This is a genomic window from Pseudomonas protegens CHA0 (genome assembly GCF_000397205.1).
Lineage (GTDB): Bacteria > Pseudomonadota > Gammaproteobacteria > Pseudomonadales > Pseudomonadaceae > Aquipseudomonas > Aquipseudomonas protegens.
Genome location: NC_021237.1, coordinates 5,100,696 through 5,117,809, shown reverse-complemented (window position 1 = coordinate 5,117,809; position 17,114 = coordinate 5,100,696). Strand labels below are relative to the sequence as shown.

16 protein-coding genes are annotated in these 17,114 nt (G+C 63.3%); 8 read left to right on the top strand and 8 right to left on the bottom strand.

The window, feature by feature from the left end; translation table 11 throughout:
* Nucleotides 1–113: 113 nt before the first annotated feature.
* Entirely contained in the window at nt 114–578 is a 465-nt protein-coding gene (locus tag PFLCHA0_RS22620) for a TlpA disulfide reductase family protein (RefSeq protein WP_011062718.1), read from the top strand.
* A 143-nt stretch (nt 579–721) separates the two neighbouring features.
* Here PFLCHA0_RS22620 and PFLCHA0_RS22615 read toward each other — a convergent pair whose 3' ends face one another.
* From PFLCHA0_RS22615 to PFLCHA0_RS22600, 4 genes are all read right to left on the bottom strand, one after another.
* Nucleotides 722–1,126, bottom strand: a complete 405-nt coding sequence (locus PFLCHA0_RS22615; RefSeq protein WP_011062717.1) for an META domain-containing protein — start codon at nt 1,124–1,126, stop codon at nt 722–724.
* Complete coding sequence (locus tag PFLCHA0_RS22610; RefSeq protein ID WP_011062716.1) at nt 1,123–1,560, bottom strand: hypothetical protein; 438 nt, start codon at nt 1,558–1,560, stop codon at nt 1,123–1,125. The genes PFLCHA0_RS22615 and PFLCHA0_RS22610 overlap by 4 nt, the downstream gene beginning before the upstream one ends.
* Nucleotides 1,561–1,650: 90 nt before the next feature.
* Nucleotides 1,651–2,640 (bottom strand): 2-hydroxyacid dehydrogenase, encoded by a 990-nt coding sequence (locus PFLCHA0_RS22605; RefSeq protein WP_041752476.1) that lies wholly within the window; start codon nt 2,638–2,640, stop codon nt 1,651–1,653.
* 63 nt (nt 2,641–2,703) lie between these two features.
* On the bottom strand, nt 2,704–5,457 hold the full coding sequence (locus tag PFLCHA0_RS22600) for a response regulator (protein WP_011062714.1): 2,754 nt from the start codon (nt 5,455–5,457) through the stop codon (nt 2,704–2,706).
* A gap of 219 nt (nt 5,458–5,676) precedes the next feature.
* Here PFLCHA0_RS22600 and PFLCHA0_RS22595 point away from each other — a divergent pair, with 219 nt between their 5' ends.
* The 7 genes from PFLCHA0_RS22595 (at nt 5,677) to PFLCHA0_RS22565 (ending at nt 13,903) form a co-directional block, all read left to right on the top strand.
* A complete protein-coding gene (locus PFLCHA0_RS22595; protein ID WP_011062713.1) occupies nt 5,677–6,399 on the top strand; it encodes a response regulator transcription factor in 723 nt (240 codons plus the stop codon).
* Nucleotides 6,386–7,741: a sensor histidine kinase gene (locus tag PFLCHA0_RS22590; RefSeq protein WP_011062712.1), complete on the top strand. Its 1,356-nt coding sequence runs from the start codon at nt 6,386–6,388 to the stop codon at nt 7,739–7,741. The genes PFLCHA0_RS22595 and PFLCHA0_RS22590 overlap by 14 nt, the downstream gene beginning before the upstream one ends.
* Nucleotides 7,742–7,858: 117 nt before the next feature.
* A complete protein-coding gene (cysM, locus tag PFLCHA0_RS22585) occupies nt 7,859–8,761 on the top strand; it encodes a cysteine synthase CysM (RefSeq protein WP_011062711.1) in 903 nt (300 codons plus the stop codon).
* Complete coding sequence (gene rlmD / locus PFLCHA0_RS22580) at nt 8,761–10,113, top strand: 23S rRNA (uracil(1939)-C(5))-methyltransferase RlmD (protein ID WP_015636648.1); 1,353 nt, start codon at nt 8,761–8,763, stop codon at nt 10,111–10,113. Before cysM ends, rlmD begins: the two co-directional genes overlap by 1 nt.
* A gap of 122 nt (nt 10,114–10,235) precedes the next feature.
* Nucleotides 10,236–12,479 (top strand): GTP diphosphokinase, encoded by a 2,244-nt coding sequence (gene relA, locus PFLCHA0_RS22575; RefSeq protein WP_011062709.1) that lies wholly within the window; start codon nt 10,236–10,238, stop codon nt 12,477–12,479.
* 24 nt (nt 12,480–12,503) lie between these two features.
* Nucleotides 12,504–13,337 (top strand): nucleoside triphosphate pyrophosphohydrolase, encoded by an 834-nt coding sequence (mazG, locus tag PFLCHA0_RS22570; protein ID WP_011062708.1) that lies wholly within the window; start codon nt 12,504–12,506, stop codon nt 13,335–13,337.
* Nucleotides 13,338–13,363: 26 nt separating this feature from the next.
* Entirely contained in the window at nt 13,364–13,903 is a 540-nt protein-coding gene (locus PFLCHA0_RS22565) for a DUF2058 domain-containing protein (protein WP_011062707.1), read from the top strand.
* 101 nt (nt 13,904–14,004) lie between these two features.
* On the opposite strand, the gene PFLCHA0_RS22560 is transcribed toward PFLCHA0_RS22565, so the two are convergent.
* The 4 genes from PFLCHA0_RS22560 to purM form a co-directional block, all read right to left on the bottom strand.
* Nucleotides 14,005–14,193, bottom strand: coding sequence for a hypothetical protein (locus PFLCHA0_RS22560; protein ID WP_011062706.1), 189 nt, complete (start codon nt 14,191–14,193; stop codon nt 14,005–14,007).
* Nucleotides 14,194–14,477: 284 nt separating this feature from the next.
* Nucleotides 14,478–15,191 carry a DUF3108 domain-containing protein gene (locus PFLCHA0_RS22555; RefSeq protein ID WP_011062705.1) on the bottom strand — a complete coding sequence of 238 codons (714 nt, stop codon included), beginning with the start codon at nt 15,189–15,191 and terminating at the stop codon, nt 14,478–14,480.
* A gap of 8 nt (nt 15,192–15,199) precedes the next feature.
* Nucleotides 15,200–15,850: a phosphoribosylglycinamide formyltransferase gene (purN, locus tag PFLCHA0_RS22550; protein ID WP_015636646.1), complete on the bottom strand. Its 651-nt coding sequence runs from the start codon at nt 15,848–15,850 to the stop codon at nt 15,200–15,202.
* A gap of 11 nt (nt 15,851–15,861) precedes the next feature.
* Nucleotides 15,862–16,920 (bottom strand): phosphoribosylformylglycinamidine cyclo-ligase, encoded by a 1,059-nt coding sequence (gene purM / locus PFLCHA0_RS22545; RefSeq protein WP_011062703.1) that lies wholly within the window; start codon nt 16,918–16,920, stop codon nt 15,862–15,864.
* Nucleotides 16,921–17,114 lie beyond the last annotated feature (194 nt).

Here is a 17,114-nt window from a genome sequence, read left to right as displayed (position 1 = left end):
GGCGGCTATTCTACCCGCGCGACGAGCACTCCTGAACCTTGGGAGTCGTTAGGTCGCAGCGACCCTGGGTCGACGGTTATTTTCAAGACATCTTTCAAGACAGGAAACAGCGCATGGCAAGGCAATTGGCGGCGGTATTGGCGATCATTACAACCCTGCTGCTGGGCGGCTGTGGCAATGACTACGGGGTCGACCAGTATGGCCAGAAAGTCGCCGCCGAGCGTATCGACAAGCAGTGGCTGGTGCTCAACTACTGGGCCGAGTGGTGCGGGCCTTGCCGTACCGAGATCCCGGAACTCAATGCCCTGAACGAGCAGCTCAAGGGGCAGTCGGCATCGGTGATGGGGGTCAACTTCGACAATGTGCAGGGTGAAGAGCTAAAGAGCGCCAGCGAGAAGCTGGGGATCAAGTTCACCGTGCTGGCACGGAACCCCGCGGAGCTCTTCGATCTGCCACGCAGCGAAGCGTTGCCGGTGACCTACATCATCGACGACAAGGGCAAGGTACGTGAGCAGATGATGGGCGAGCAGACTGCAGCCGGCGTGCTGGCGAAACTGCAGGCCTTGCGCGGGCATTGAGGGCGCGAGGATCTGTAGCCGCTGCCGCGCAGTGCGAGCGCCCTCAAGTGACGCAGGGGGCCTGAAACTCGCCAGAGATTCATCCAGGAACATCCTGGAGTCCCGTTCGCAGCCTCGCGGGCTCGGCAGCGGCTAGCGCACTATCAGCCTTCTTCCAGCCACCAGCGCAACGGCTTGCCCTCGGCAGGCCAGAACCGCACCTGTTCGATCGGCGAGATGTCCCAGCGCTCAACGGTTTCCAGCGCCTGAAGGAAGCGCCGCTCCTGCTCCATCAACGCCGGTGCACAGAGTTTGCGGGTGCTGCCGACCTTGCCGAAGCTGAGTTTTTCGCCGTCCAGGGTGTAGGGCGCGAACCAGTGGTTGCAGCCGCCATTGCCATAGGCCCGACCGTCCTCGCCGAGGGTGATGGTCAGGTGGCTGTAATCGATCAGCGGACGCTCGCCAATCCATTCCAGGACGTAACTGCGGTCCTGCTGCAGCTTCAGCGGCTCGGCGGCGCAGCCCAGCAGGCCGGCCCCCAGCGCCGCAGCCAGCATCAGGCGTTTCATTGGCCGGCCTGCTGGCATTTCGGGCAGCGGTGATGCTCACCCTCGCTACGCCAGCCGAGCTCGGCAATGCGCGCGCTGGCGGCAGGCTTCTGGGCCTTGCTGCCCAGCTTGGCATCCACTGCGAACTCGAAGTCCAGGGTGGCGTCGCAGCTGTCGCAATTGACCTGCCACTGGTGGATCGCCAGTTCGCCGAATACCGGGCCACGCGCCACGGCGACCCACTGGCCGACGGGGTTGATCAAGTGGCGCACGGTGTCCACGGTCAGGCGCATGGAGAGATCCTTGCTGCCCTTGAGGGTGACCAGAAGCACGTCGTCGGTACGGATCGAGCCACCGTTGCCGGTGACTTGATAGCGGCCGGGCACCAGGGCACGGCATTCGATCAGGGTGTGTTGCGGGTTCATCAGGTTGTAGCGGAAATCGTGTTCGACCATGGGTCCTCCAAATCTGCCGCGTATGCTAGCACGGGCCCCTGCGGCGCAGGTTGCGGGCAGGTGACCTTCGATCAGCCCGTGGCGCGGATTTCAGCCGTGGACCCGGTTCTGCGGCTGGCCAGCTGCCCAGCTGGCGATGTTGTGCAAGGTGGTCTCGGCGATGGCCGCCAGGGCTTCGCGGGTCAGGAACGCCTGGTGCGCAGTGACTATCACGTTGGGAAAGGTCAGCAGCCGCGCCAGCACGTCATCCTGCAGGGGTAGATCGGAGCGGTCCTCGAAGAACAGTTGCGCCTCTTCTTCATAGACATCCAGCCCCAGGTAGCCCAGTTGGCCGCTCTTGAGCGCCTCGATCAGCGCCGGGGTGTCCACCAGGCCGCCACGCCCGGTGTTGATCAGCATTGCTCCCGGTTGCATGTGGGCCAGGCTCTGCTGGTTGATCAGGTAACGACTGTCCTCGGTCAACGGGCAGTGCAGGCTGATGATCTGCGACTGGGCCAGCAGCTCGGGCAGGTCCAGGTAACGGGCACCGAGGGCTTCTACAGCGGGATTGGGGAAGGGGTCGTACGCCAGCAGCTGGCAGCCGAAGCCGGCCATGATCCGGGCGAAGGTGGCGCCGATCTGGCCGGTGCCGACAATGCCCACGGTCTTGCCCACCAGGTCGAAGCCGGTCAGGCCGTGCAGGGTGAAGTCGCCTTCGCGAGTGCGGTTGTAGGCCCGGTGCAGGCGGCGGTTGAGCGCCAGGATCAGGGCCACGGCATGTTCGGCGACCGCATGGGGGGAATAGGCCGGGACCCGCACCACATCCAGCCCCAGGCGCTGGGCCGCGCTCAGGTCGACGTGGTTGTAACCGGCCGAGCGCAGAGCGATCAGGCGGGTGCCACCGGCAGCCAGCTGTTCCAGTACCGGGGCACTGAGGTCGTCGTTGATAAAGGCACAGACCACTTCATGGCGTTCAGCCAGGGCGGCGGTATCCAGGCTCAGGCGTGCGGCCTGGAATTGCAGTTCGATGCCTGCTGGCCGTTGAGCGCCGAGGAAACTCTCGCGGTCGTAGTTCTGGCTGCTGAAAAGAATCGTACGCATGGCTGCATCCTTGTTCGGGGCGCCCAGCATGGCGGCTGGGCGCCGGGCAGGTCTTGCCCTGGGTCAGGCGTTGGTCCGCGCTTCGGCAGCCAGGCGGCCGATGGCGTGGTCCAGTTCATCCAGGGCGGCAAAGGCTTTGGCATCTTCCTGCTTGAGCAGGGTCTCGCTGCGCTGGCAGGCGGCGCGCAATTGCGGCACACCGCAGTAGCGGGTGGCACCGTGCAGGCGGTGGACCCGTTCGATCAGGGCGTTCTGGTCATTGGCGGCCCGCGCTGCCTTGATGGCTTCGCGGTCGGCGTCCAGGGACGCCAGCAACATGGCCAACATGTCCGCCGCCAGATCGGCCTTGCCGGCGGCCAGGCGCAGGCCTTCGTCCTGATCCAGTACCTGCAGTTCCAGCCCCAGTTCCGGGCGCTCGCTGGCCCGCTCCGGCCCCTGGTTGCGCAGGGCCAGGCCGGTCCATTTCAGCACCACCTGGGCCAGTTGGCGCTCACTGATGGGCTTGGTCAGGTAGTCGTCCATGCCGCTTTGCAGCAGGGCGCGCTTCTCGTTGGCCATGGCGTGGGCGGTAAGGGCGACGATGGGCAGCGGCGTACCGTGTCGCTCGCTTTCCCACTGGCGGATCGCCTCGGTACTCTGCCGGCCGTCCATGCCGGGCATCTGCACGTCCATCATTACCAGGTCGAAGGGTTCGGTCTGGATCGCGTTCAGCGCGGCGTAACCGTTGTCCACCGCCAGCACCTTGGCGCCCATGTCCTCCAGCAAGGTCTGGATCAGCAGCAGGTTGGCCGGGTTGTCATCGACACACAGCACTCGCGGCGCGCGGCTGGAAAGGGTTTCCTCCGGTTCGCTGCGAGCCCGGCGCGGGGTCACCAGGTCGGACAGGGCCCGGCGCAGCTTGCGGGTGCACGCGGGCTTGGCCTGCAACTGGCTGTGAGGGTTGGGCACCGACAGATGGAACAGTGTCTGTTCGGTGGTCGGGCACAGTACCAGGACCTTGCAGCCCAGGTGTTCGAGGTCCCAGATATGCTGGCTCAGGCGTTCCGGCGACATGTCGTTGGTGGTGATGCCCAATACCGCCAGGTCGATGGCCTGTTCGCTCTGGTGCACGCCGGTAATGCCGTTGGTCAGGGCCTCCAGGGTATTGAACGGGGTCACCTCCAGGCCGCAGTCCTCCAACTGGTGTTGCAAGGCCTGGCGCGCCAGCTCGTGGTTTTCCAATACCGCCACGCGCCGCCCCAGCAGCGGCGGGCCGGGCAGGTCCTCGGCGTCGTCGCGGGTTTTCGGCAGGTTGAGGCTGATCCAGAACTCCGAACCTTCGCCCGGGGTGCTGTCGACACCGATCTCGCCGCCCATCTGTTCGATCAGGCGCTTGGAAATCACCAGCCCAAGCCCCGTGCCGCCGGGTTGCCGCGACAGCGAGTTGTCAGCCTGGCTGAAGGCCTGGAACAGGGCGCGCACATCCTGGTTCGACAGGCCGATACCGGTGTCCTGGATGCTGATGCGCAGTTGCACGCTGTCTTCGTGTTCTTCTTCCAGCATGGCCCGGGCGACGATAGTGCCTTCGCGGGTGAACTTGATGGCGTTGCTCACCAGGTTGGTAAGAATCTGCTTGAGCCGCAGCGGGTCGCCCACCAGCGACAGCGGCGTATCGCGATAGACCAGGCTCACCAGTTCCAGCTGCTTGGCGTGGGCGGCCGGGGCGAGGATGGTCAGGGTGTCTTGCAGCAAGTCCCGCAGGTTGAACGGGATGCTGTCGAGCACCAGTTTGCCGGCTTCGATTTTCGAGAAGTCGAGGATCTCGTTGATGATGCCTAACAGGCTGTCGGCGGATTTCTCGATGGTGCCCAGGTAGTCCAGCTGGCGTGGTGTCAGCTCGCTTTTCTGCAACAGGTGGGTGAAGCCGAGAATGCCGTTGAGCGGTGTACGGATTTCATGGCTCATGTTGGCCAGGAATTCCGACTTGATCCGGCTGGCCTCCAGGGCCTCCTTGCGCGCCAGGTCCAGCTCGATGTTCTGGATCTCGATGGTTTCCAGGTTCTGGCGCACGTCTTCGGTGGCCTGGTCGATGCTGTGCTGCAATTCTTCCTGGGCATTCTGCAGGGTGCTGGCCATGCGGTTGATGCCCGAGGCCAGCTCATCCAGCTCCTGGCTGCCCAGGGGTGGCAGGCGGGTTTCCAGGTTGCCGTCCTTGAGTTGCGCCACGGCCTGCTTGATCTGGGTCAGCGGGTTGTTGATTGTGCGGCCCATGCGCACTGCCAGTAGGGCGGTGCCGGCCAGCCCGGCGGCAATCAACAGCAGGCTGGCGAACAGGCTGCGGTAGCCGCGCAGCAGCATGCCACTGTGGGACAGCTCCAGTTCCACCCAGCCCAGCAGGCGGTCGGACTCATCGGGAATCAGGTCGCCGGCCAGGTTGCGGTGCCGGCCGAAGACCGGCAGTTGATAGCGGGTCGCGTCGCTGCCGGAGCGTTGCATCATGTGGCTGCTGTTACCGGCGGGAGGCGGGTTGAGCATGCTGGGGCCGGCATGGGCCAGCAGGCTGCGATCCGGGGCAAGGAGCGATACGGCGCGCACGTCTTGCTGTTCCAGCGCCTGGGTGGCAATGCGCTCGAGCATCTGGGTGTTGTGGTTGCCCATGGCCGGGGCCACCAGGGAGGCCAGTTGTTCCGCGATCATCTCGCCACGCTGCAGGAGCTGGGTCTGCAGGTCCGAGAGCTGCATCCAGGTGAAGTAGCCGCCCAGCACCAAAGCCATCAGGCTGGTTGGCAACAAGGTCAGCAACAGTACGCGGCCTTTGATTCCCAGTTTCTTGAGCACGCAACTCTCCTGCTTCCACGCTGTTTTGAAAGGTCTACGGGCACGTCCGTGATGCGCCACCTGCGCAGTGTAACGATTTGCCGGGGGCTGATCTTGGCAAATTGCGCCAGGGCGGCCGTCGCCTGAAATGCCTGAAGCCGGGCTGCGACCAAGGCACTGGTTGCCGCGATCCGGGCAATCTTGAATAATCGCCCAACTGAGAATCACTTGCAGAAGTCAATGACTCCCGTATCTGTTGAGCCACCACGTATTCTGACCATTGAAGATGACCCGGTGCTGGGTGCCTATGTGCGCGAGCAACTGGAGCATTGTGGCTTTGCCGTGACCTGGTGCCAGAACGGCCCGGAAGGGCTGGGCATTGCCCGGCGCCGACCTTTCGATGTGGTGCTGCTGGATATCCTGTTGCCCGGAATGGATGGCCTGGAAGTGCTCACGCACTTTCGCCAGAGCCATTCCACGCCGGTGCTGCTGATGTCCGCCCTGGGAGCGGAAGCCGACCGAATCAGCGGTTTCCGCCTGGGGGCCGACGATTACCTGCCCAAGCCATTCAGCATGGCCGAGCTGCGTGTGCGCATCGAGGCCATCCTGCGCCGGGTCGCCCTGGACCGGCGACCGATGCCACCGGTACCCGTCAGCCTGGCCCAGAGCCTGCGCTTCGACGATGAGCGCAGCGACGTGTTCTTTGCCGAGCAATGGGCCGGCCTGACCCGCAGTGAATACCGCCTGCTGGATACCTTGCACCGCAATGGCGACGAGGTGTTGAGCAAGGCCTTCCTTTATCAGCATGTACTGCAACGCGGTTATGCGGCTCACGACCGCAGCCTGGACATGCATGTCAGCCAGATCCGCCGCAAGCTCAAGGCGCTGGGCTACAGCGAGCGTGAGCTGCGAACCGTGTGGGGCAAGGGTTATGTGCTGAGCGCCTTAGATGAACTGGTCTGATCTGCCGGGGCGGCATTCGCTGTTCTGGAAGCTGGCGTGCCTGTTGGTAGCTTTCTGCCTGTTGATGATCTGGCTGAGCTGGTCCTGGGGGCGTTATGTGGAGCAGAAGAACCTCTACCTCTCCGATGAGGCCAGAGCCACCTTGGGCAGCTACGCCCGCGAGGCCGAGCAGGCCTGGAAGGGCGGCCAGAGTGCCGGTGTCGATGCCTGGATCCAGCAGATCGCCAGCCGCGAGAAAACCTGGATCGGCGTGATTGGCAGTGACCTGCAATCCCTGAGCAGCTACCCGTTGACGCCGGCGGAGGCCCAGCGCCTGACCTTCCTGCGCGGTGCCGACTGGCCGGTGAGCCGGCACGCCCGGGGCCTGCCGTGGCTGAAAGTACCCTTTCCCGAGGATCCGTCCCTGGGCAGCCTGGTGATCGAGTTGCCGCAACGTTTCATGCCGGGGCGCTACCGGGTGTTCTGGCAGGTGATCACCAATGGGGTGATTCCCGGGCTGTTCACCTTGTTGCTGTGTGTCGGCCTGTATCGCTTGCTGGTGGTGCCGCTGAACCAGTTGCGCGAGCAGGCCAACGCCTGGCGGGCGGAGCAGTTGAACGTGCGGCTGTCCAGTGAAACCACCCAGCGTCGGGACGAGCTGGGCGAACTGGGACGGGCGTTCGATCAGATGTCCGAACGTCTGCAGAGTACCGTGGCGGTGCAGCAGCAGTTGTTGCGGGACCTGTCCCACGAGTTGCGCACCCCCCTGAGCCGCCTGCGCGTGGCCTGCGATGGCGAGCGTGATCTTGCCGCGCTGCGCGAGCGCTTGGCGCGGGAGGTCGACGGCATGCAGCGCCTGGTGGAGGACAGCCTGCAACTGGCCTGGCTGGACACCGAGCGTGCGCCACTGCCGCAAGAGCAGATCCAGGTCCAGGCGTTGTGGGAGATGCTCAGCGAAAATGCCTGCTTCGAGAGTGGCTGGTCCGCGCAGCAGCTGCGTTGCGAGCTGGAGGCCGATTGCTGGGTTCGCGGGCACCTCAATACCCTGGCCCAGGCCCTGGAAAACATCCTGCGCAACGCTATTCGGCATTCTCCGGCCGGAGCACGGGTCAGCCTCGGAGGCCAGCGCGACGGCAAGTACTGGCACCTGTGGCTGGATGACGAAGGGCCGGGGGTGGCTGAAGAGGATCTGGAAAGGATCTTCGCCCCCTTCACTCGTCTGGATGGGTCGCGACCGGGGGATGGCGGTTTCGGCCTGGGCCTGAGCATCGCCCGCAATGCCGTAGGGCGTCAGGGTGGGCAGTTGTGGGCGCAGAACCTGGCTCAGGGCTTGCGCATCCACGTGCGCCTGCTGGCGGCCTGAGGCTTGCCCTGGGCTGCCTTATTCCAATAAGCCATAAGGCTCGCACTTTGCGTGATATGGCGCTCGGTCGTTTGCCGGTATGATAGGCGCCCCCGCAGTCTGGATTGCGAATACGCCATGACCTTGCAGTACCCAACCATCGCCGATTGCGTCGGCAACACCCCCCTGGTCCGCCTGCAGCGCCTGCCCGGCGCCACCAGCAATACCCTGCTGCTAAAGCTCGAGGGCAACAACCCGGCGGGTTCGGTCAAGGACCGTCCGGCACTGTCGATGATCACCCGCGCCGAGTTGCGCGGGCAGATCCAGGCCGGCGATACCCTGATCGAAGCGACCTCGGGCAATACCGGCATCGCCCTGGCCATGGCTGCAGCGATCAAGGGCTACAAGATGATCCTGATCATGCCCGACAACTCCAGCGCCGAGCGCAAGGCGGCCATGACCGCCTACGGCGCCGAGTTGATTCTGGTCAGCCAGGAAGAAGGCATGGAAGGCGCCCGTGACCTGGCCGAGCGGATGCAGGCCGAAGGCCGCGGCAAGGTGCTCGACCAGTTCGCCAACGGCGACAACCCTGAGGCCCACTACAGCGGCACCGGCCCGGAAATCTGGCGCCAGACCCAGGGCAGCATTACCCACTTCATCAGCTCGATGGGCACCACCGGCACCATCATGGGCACCTCGCGTTACCTGAAGGAGCAGAACCCGGCGGTGCAGATCGTCGGTCTGCAGCCGATGGAAGGCTCGGCCATTCCCGGCATTCGCCGCTGGCCCGAGCAATACCTGCCGAAGATCTACCAGGCCAGTCGGGTCGACCGGATCGTCGACATGGCCCAGAGCGAGGCCGAAGACGTGACTCGGCGCCTGGCCCGTGAAGAAGGGATCTTCTGTGGCGTCTCTTCCGGCGGTGCGGTGGCAGCGATGCTGCGCCTGTCCCGGGAAGTGGAAAACGCGGTCATGGTCGCGATCATCTGCGACCGTGGCGATCGTTACCTGTCGACCGGCATTTTCGATGCGCCCAATTGATGGCTAAGCACGATAGAGGCCTGCGCTTCCAGCCGGCGGGCGGTAGCCGGGCGCCACAGATTCCGGTGGGCAAGAAACAGCGTTTGACGATTCAGCGTCTGGCCAACGACGGCCGTGGCATTGCCTTTGTCGAAGGGCGTACCTGGTTTGTCAGCGGTGCCCTGGCCGGTGAAGAAGTCGAAGCTCGGGTGTTGGGCAGCCACGGCAAAGTGGTGGAGGCCCGTGCCGAGCGCATCTTCAACGCCAGTGATTTGCGTCGCCCGGCGGCCTGTGCCCATGCCGGGCGTTGCGGCGGTTGCAGTGTCCAGCATTTGCCCCATGACGAGCAGCTTGCCCTGAAACAGCGCATGCTCGCCGAGCAGTTGTCCAAGGTCGCGGGTGTCGAGCCCGAGGCCTGGGCCGCCCCCTTGAGCGGTCCCGAGTTCGGCTATCGGCGCCGCGCCCGGGTGGCGGTGCGCTGGGACGCCAAGGGCAAGCAACTTGAGGTGGGTTTTCGCGCTGCCGGTAGCCAGGACATTGTCGCCATCGACGATTGCCCGGTGCTGGTACAGGCCTTGCAACCTGTCATGAACCGTTTGCCCGCCATGCTGCGACGCTTGAGCAAGCCTCAGGCACTGGGGCATGTGGAGTTGTTCAGCGGTTCGGCCCTGGCGGTGCTGTTGCGCCACATGGCGCCGTTGTCCGACAGCGACCTGACGATCCTCAAGGACTTCTGCGATTTCCATCAGGCGCAATTGTGGCTGCACGGTGAAGGCGAGCCGCAACCCTTTGATCCATCGCAGGCTCTGGGCTACCGCCTGGAGACCTGGGACCTGCACCTGGCGTATCGGCCGGGTGACTTCATCCAGGTCAATGCGGGAGTCAATGAAGCGATGGTCGCCCAGGCCCTGGAGTGGCTGGCGCCGCAAGCTGATGAGCGGGTGCTGGACCTGTTTTGCGGCCTGGGCAACTTCGCCTTGCCGTTGGCCCGACAGGTGCGGGAAGTGGTGGCGGTAGAGGGCGTGGCGACCATGGTGGCGCGCGCCGCGGAGAATGCCGCCAGCAACAATTTGCATAACACGCGCTTTTTTCAAGCCGATTTATCCCAACCTCTGAGCGCTGCCGAGTGGGCTGATGAAGGCTTTTCTGCGGTACTCTTGGACCCACCCCGCGACGGTGCTTTCGAGGTGGTCCGCCAGTTGGCGACCCTGGGTGCCAAGCGGTTGGTGTACGTGTCATGCAATCCGGCAACTTTGGCTCGTGACACGGTCGAACTGATCAAGCAGGGCTATAGATTAAAACGTGCCGGGATCCTCGATATGTTTCCTCAGACGGCGCATGTCGAGGCCATGGCGTTATTTGAAGCGAGCTAGGATGGCTTGTCTAATCCGACTGGTCTTTCGGGAGTGGCGCGCTGGCCCTGCGAGCCGCACCCGAGCGTTGAAGGTCAGCGATTTGACGCATTGAATGTGCGTCGTAGGGAAGGTAAAGCAAGATGGTACAGGTGAGAGCGCACCAGCCGATCAACACCGACGGCAGTATCAATCTCGAGGCATGGCTCGATCATACGGTCAGCGTCGACATGGCACTGGACCGTGAAGCCTTGAAAGAAGCCTGCGAGTTCGCTCGCGAGGCGGAACTGCAGCACATAGCAACGAAGAATCTCAGCCCCGAGGACGTGTCGAGTTTCAGCACGGGCCTGGAGATCGCCGAGATCCTCGCCGATCTTAAGCTGGATCAGGACTCCCTGGTTGCCGCGGTGCTCTACCGGGGTGTCCGCGAGGGCCAGATCCAGTTGCCGGCGGTCAGCCAGCGGTTTGGTCCGGTGGTCACCAAGCTGATCGATGGCGTCTTGCGCATGGCGGCCATTACCGCCAGCCTCAGCCCCCGCCAGTCCCTGGTGCTGGGCACCCAGGCCCAGGTGGAAAACCTGCGCAAGATGCTGGTGGCCATGGTAGATGACGTGCGGGTTGCACTGATCAAGCTGGCCGAGCGTACCTGTGCGATTCGAGCGGTAAAAAGCGCCGACGAAGAGAAGCGCAACCGGGTTGCCCGGGAAGTCTTCGACATCTACGCACCCCTGGCTCACCGCCTGGGTATCGGGCATATCAAGTGGGAGCTGGAAGACCTGTCCTTCCGTTACCTGGAGCCCGAGCAGTACAAGCAGATCGCCAAGCTGCTGCATGAGCGGCGCCTGGATCGCGAGCGTTTCATCAGCGACGTGATGAACCAGCTGCAGAACGAACTGAAGGCCACCGGGGTCAACGCCGACATCAGTGGGCGGGCCAAGCACATCTATTCCATCTGGCGCAAAATGCAGCGCAAGGGCCTGGAATTCAGCCAGATATACGACGTGCGCGCGGTGCGGGTGCTGGTGCCGGAAATGCGCGATTGCTACACCGCGCTGGGCATCGTGCATACCCTGTGGCGGCACATCCCCAAAGAGTTCGACGACTACATCGCCAACCCCAAGGAGAACGGCTACCGCTCGTTGCACACGGCGGTGATCGGCCCTGAGGGCAAGGTGCTGGAAGTGCAGATCCGTACCCACGCCATGCACGAAGAGGCGGAGCTGGGGGTTTGCGCGCACTGGAAGTACAAGGGCACCGACGTCAAGTCCGGCTCCAACCATTACGAAGAGAAAATCTCCTGGTTGCGCCAGGTGCTCGAATGGCACGAGGAACTGGGGGATATCGGCGGTCTGGCCGAACAGCTGCGGGTGGATATCGAACCGGACCGGGTGTACATCTTCACCCCCGACGGTCACGCCATCGACCTGCCCAAGGGCGCCACGCCGCTGGATTTCGCCTACCGGGTGCACACCGAGATCGGCCACAACTGCCGGGGCGCGAAGATCAACGGGCGCATCGTGCCGCTCAATTACAGCCTGCAGACCGGCGAGCAGGTGGAGATCATCACCAGCAAGCACGGCACGCCGAGCCGCGACTGGCTGAACCCGAACCTGGGCTATGTCACCACGTCCCGGGCGCGGGCGAAGATCGTCCACTGGTTCAAGCTCCAGGCCCGCGATCAGAACGTCGCCGCCGGCAAGACCCTGCTGGAACGCGAACTGAGCCGACTCGGCCTGCCACAGGTGGATTTCGACAAGCTGGCCGAGAAGGCCAACATGAAGATCGCCGAGGACATGTTCGCCGCCCTGGGCGCGGGGGACCTGCGCCTGGCGCAACTGGTCAACCTGGCCCAGCAATTGGTGGAGCCGGAGCGGGGCAACGAGCAACTGGAGTTGATTCCGCGCAAGGCTGCCGGCTACAAGCCGGGCAAGCGTGGCGACATCCAGATCCAGGGCGTGGGCAACCTGATGACCCAGATGGCCGGCTGCTGCCAGCCATTGCCGGGGGATGCGATCGTCGGCTACATCACCCAGGGCCGCGGCGTGAGCATTCACCGCCAGGACTGCGCCTCGGTGCTGCAACTGGCCGGGCGCGAGCCGGAGCGGATCATCCAGGTCAGCTGGGGGCCGGTGCCGGTGCTGACCTATCCGGTGGATATCATCATCCGCGCCTACGACCGTTCCGGCCTGCTGCGTGATGTGTCCCAGGTGCTGCTCAACGAGCGGATCAACGTGCTGGCGGTCAACACCCGCTCGAACAAGGAGGACAACACCGCGTTGATGTCCCTGACTATCGAGATCCCGGGGCTGGACGCGTTGGGTCGCCTGTTGGGGCGGATTTCCCAGTTGCCTAACATCATCGAGACCCGGCGCAACCGGACCCCCTGATGCCTGTATGAAATGGATGAACTGATGTACAGCCTTGAAGACCTGCTCCACCTCATGGCGCGCCTGCGCGACCCGCAGTATGGCTGCCCGTGGGACATCAAGCAGAACTACGCCAGCATCGTCCCCCATACCCTGGAAGAGGCCTATGAAGTGGCCGACGCCATCGAGCGCGGCGACTTCGACCACTTGCAGGGCGAGCTGGGGGACCTGCTGTTCCAGGTGGTGTACTACAGCCAGCTGGCCCGGGAGGAGGGGCGTTTCGAGTTCGACGCGGTGGTGGACGGCATCACGCGCAAGCTGATCCGCCGGCATCCCCATGTATTTCCCACCGGGGACCTGTACGCGCCGCTGGACATCCCGCGGCTCGATGAAGACCAGGTCAAGGAGCGTTGGGAGCAGATCAAGGCCGAGGAGCGCGCGGAGAAGTCCGAGGCTCCCCAGCAGTTGTCCCTGCTCGATGATGTGCCGGTGGCCTTGCCGGCCTTGTCCCGCGCCGCCAAGTTGCAAAAGCGTGCGGCCCAGGTCGGTTTCGACTGGCCCGAAGCCCTGCCGGTGGTGGACAAGGTTCGTGAAGAACTGGATGAAGTGCTGGAAGCCATGGCCGACAACGATGCGGCGGCGATCACCGATGAAATCGGTGACTTGCTGTTTGTCGTGGTCAACCTGGCCCGGCACCTCAAGGTCGACCCGGAAACCGCCCTGCGCGGTGCCAACGCCAAGTTCGACCGACGCTTCCGATTTATCGAGCAGGCATTGCGCGACACTGCCCGTCCCATGGAAGATTGCACCCTCGAAGAGTTGGATGCCCTGTGGGGCGAAGCCAAACGTCAGGAAAAGAATTTGCCCAGCTGCGGCTGAGGCCGTTGCCTAAGTGAGTAAGCACCATGAGCCTTTCCCTTCGCGACCAGTTGCTCAAAGCAGGGCTGGTCAACCAAAAGCAGGCCAAGCAGGTCAGCAAAGACAAGCAGAAGCAGCAGCGCCTGGCCCACAAAGGCCAGATCGAACTCGATGACTCCCAGCAGCGTGCGGCCCAGGAAGCCATGGCCGAGAAGGTCAAGCGCGACCAGGAGCTCAACCGTCAGCAACAGGAAAAGGCCGAGCAGAAAGCCCGCGCGGCGCAGGTCAAGCAACTGATCGAAGTGTCGCGGCTGCCCAAGCTGAACACCGAGGACTACTACAACTTCGTCGACGACAAGAAGGTCAAGCGCCTGTCGGTGAATACCCTCATGCGCAACAAGCTGAGCAGCGGCTCCCTGGCCATCGTCCACCATGGCGGCGGCTACGAGGTGATTCCGCGGGAAGCCGCGCTGAAGATCCAGGAGCGCGACCCGCGCCGAATCGTGCAGCTCAATACGCCCACCGAGGCGCCGGATGAAGATGATCCGTACGCGGCCTACCAGATCCCCGACGATCTGATGTGGTAAGCCTTGAATAACGACAAACCCCGCTCATGGCGGGGTTTGTCGTTTGTGGGGGAGGCCGTTGATCCGCGTGGAGATCCCGGCACTCCGGCACTGAGGTCGAGTCAGGAGCTCTGGGGCGCGCGGTTCTGCTCGAGTTTTTCCAATTCAGCCTTGTAGCTGTGGGCGTCGCTCTCGGAGTGGAACATGCCCACCAGCATGTCTTGTTGATGTACATCCCAGATCCGTACACCCGCGGCTACGCCTTCATGGGACATATGTGAATCGTCGCGTTCAGTTACTTTTACAGTCATCTGCTAGCTCCAATCTCTGTTGATCTGCAGCAAGGCGTGTGCAGGACTCTGTTATATATTTTGTTAGCTTGCTAAGTAAATTGCCTGGCGCTGCAACAAACCTTTGCAGAATCGAAGAAAATCCTGCAGCCCGCGTAAACCGTGACATTTCGCCGCAGGGCGTACCGCTTCATGACAAAAGTTTCATCTTCGAGGGCTTGTGCCGGGGCTTGCTGTGCGGGCGAGGAACCAAATCCCGGGCAAAAAAAAGCCCCGCTTTCGCGAGGCTTCGTGACTGCTGCGGCTCAGCTGCCTTTGACCGTCTTGCCGTCAACGGTGCCGTTGAGGAGCATGATGTTGTACTCCTTGCCGTCGGTTTCCACCTGTTGCAGGCGCACCAGCAGGTAATCCCAGTCCTTGGCGAACCACATCACGGTGATGCGTTTGCTCTGTGTCGGGTCGCGAACGCGCTCGACCTTGATCGCATCGATCTGGCCAGCCTTGGTGTCAACCTTCTCCGAGCCCAGGACACGGAAGTCATAGGTGTCGACTTCACCGCCGTCGACCACTTGATAGCTCATGGTCTTCTTGCCGGCTGCCACATCGTGCTGCAGGGCCAGCTGGTAGGTGGATTTATCCACCATGCCGGTGTTCAGCGGCAGCTTGACCGCATCACCACGGTCGGTGCCGGTGACCATCTTGGCTTTCCAGTCGAAATCCAGGTCGGCTTTCTTGGCTTTGCCCAGACCACCACGCTCGAAGCGATAGGACTGGGGCACCAGGGTGTCCTTGTCCAGGGTCAGGGTGCTTTCCTCGCTCAGGCTGGCGATCATCATCGATGCCTTGAAGCTGAGTTTCCACGCACCATTGGCGGTTTTTTCCAGGCTGCGTTCAGCAGTGCCGCTCATGGGCAGTTGCTTCCAGTCGGCGGTGTAGCTGGCGGAGAACGGATGAAGGTCTGCCGCCTGCACAGCCGGCAGGGCGAACAGAGCGCAAGCGAAGAGCAGGGCGCGACGCATAAAATCTCCTAGGTTCGAATCAAATAGCCGCTGGCGGCCAGTAATTGACCATCCAGTAAAGCACCCTGATCGCCGAGCGTCAGCCGACCTTCGGCAAACCAGCGTACGGCCATGGGGTAAATCCGGTGTTCCTGGACGTGCACTCGCTGCGCCAGGCTCTGCGGCGAGTCGTGCAACTCTACCGGGATCACAGCCTGTACGACCAGAGGGCCGCCATCGAGTTCCTCGGTGACGAAGTGCACGCTGCAGCCATGCTCCGTATCTCCGGCCTCCAGCGCCCGCTGATGAGTGTGTAACCCTTTGTATTTCGGGAGCAGCGAGGGGTGGATATTCAGCAGCCGGCCCTGGTAGTGGCGGACGAATCCGGCGCTGAGAATACGCATGAATCCGGCCAGGACCACCAGTTTGGGTTGGAAGGTATCGATCAGCTCGATCAGCCCCTGATCGAAGGCCTCCCGGCCTTCGAAGGCGGTGTGATCGAGGAAGCGGGTAGCGATACCCGCTTCCTTGGCGCGCTGCAGGCCATAGGCGTCAGCGCGGTTGGAGATCACGGCGGCGATGCGCACCGGGCTGTCGCCGGTGTGCACGCTGTCGATCAAGGCTTGCAGGTTACTGCCGGTGCCGGACAACAGCACCACAACATCACAGGTCGGCGACATCCGCTCTTGCATCAGTGAGCCTTGAGGTTCTTCAGCTCGACCTGGGCCGCGCCTTCGGCTGCGGTGGCGATCTGGCCGATGACCCATGGCTGCTCGCCCGCCTCGCGCAGGACCTTCAGGGCGTTCTCGACCTGATCCTGGGCCACGCAGATGACCATGCCCACGCCGCAGTTCAGCACGCGGTGCATTTCGTGCTCGTCGACGTTGCCTTTTTCCTGCAGCCAGTCGAAGACCGCCGGGCGCTGCCAGCTCGCCACGTCGACCACGGCCTGGGCGCCTTTTGGCAGCACGCGCGGGATGTTGTCCAGCAGGCCGCCACCGGTGATGTGGGCCATGGCCTTGACCGCGCCGGTGTCCTTGATCAGCTTCAGCAGTGGCTTGACGTAGATGCGGGTCGGCGCCATCAGCAGGTCGGTCAGTGGTTTGCCGTCCAGCTGGATGCTTTCGATGTCGGCGCCGGAGACTTCGATGATCTTGCGGATCAGCGAGTAGCCGTTGGAGTGCGGGCCGGAGGAGGGCAGGGCCAGCAGGGCATCGCCGGCGGCAACTTTCGAGCCGTCGATGATCTCGGCCTTTTCCACCACGCCTACGCAGAAGCCGGCCAGGTCGTAGTCTTCGCCTTCGTACATGCCAGGCATTTCAGCGGTTTCACCGCCCACCAGGGAGCAGCCGGACAGCTCGCAGCCAGCGCCGATGCCGGTTACCACTTGGGCTGCGGTATCGACGTTGAGCTTGCCGGTGGCGTAGTAGTCGAGGAAGAACAGCGGTTCGGCGCCGCAGACCACCAGGTCGTTGACGCACATGGCCACCAGGTCGATGCCGATGCTGTCGTGCTTGTTCAGGTTCAGGGCCAGGCGCAGCTTGGTGCCGACGCCGTCAGTGCCGGAGACCAGCACCGGTTGCTTGTAGCCGGCCGGGATTTCGCAGAGGGCGCCGAAACCGCCCAGGCCGCCCATGACTTCCGGGCGCGCAGTGCGCTTGGCGACGCTCTTGATGCGTTCGACCAATGCTTCACCGGCGTCGATGTCTACACCGGCGTCTTTGTAGCTCAGGGAGGGTTGCTTGCTCATGATCCAGGCCTTTAGGGGGGATTCAGGGGTATCGACCGAACCAGTGAGACTGCCGGAAACACAGGAAAAGTGTTTCAGGGTGCCCAGCTGATGCCGGTCTGCGAAGGCGCGCGATTTTATCAGGCTTGAGGGGCAGCGGCCATCCTCGGGCCGACGGGGAGAGGCATATCCTGTTAAAAAAACCGCGATTGGTC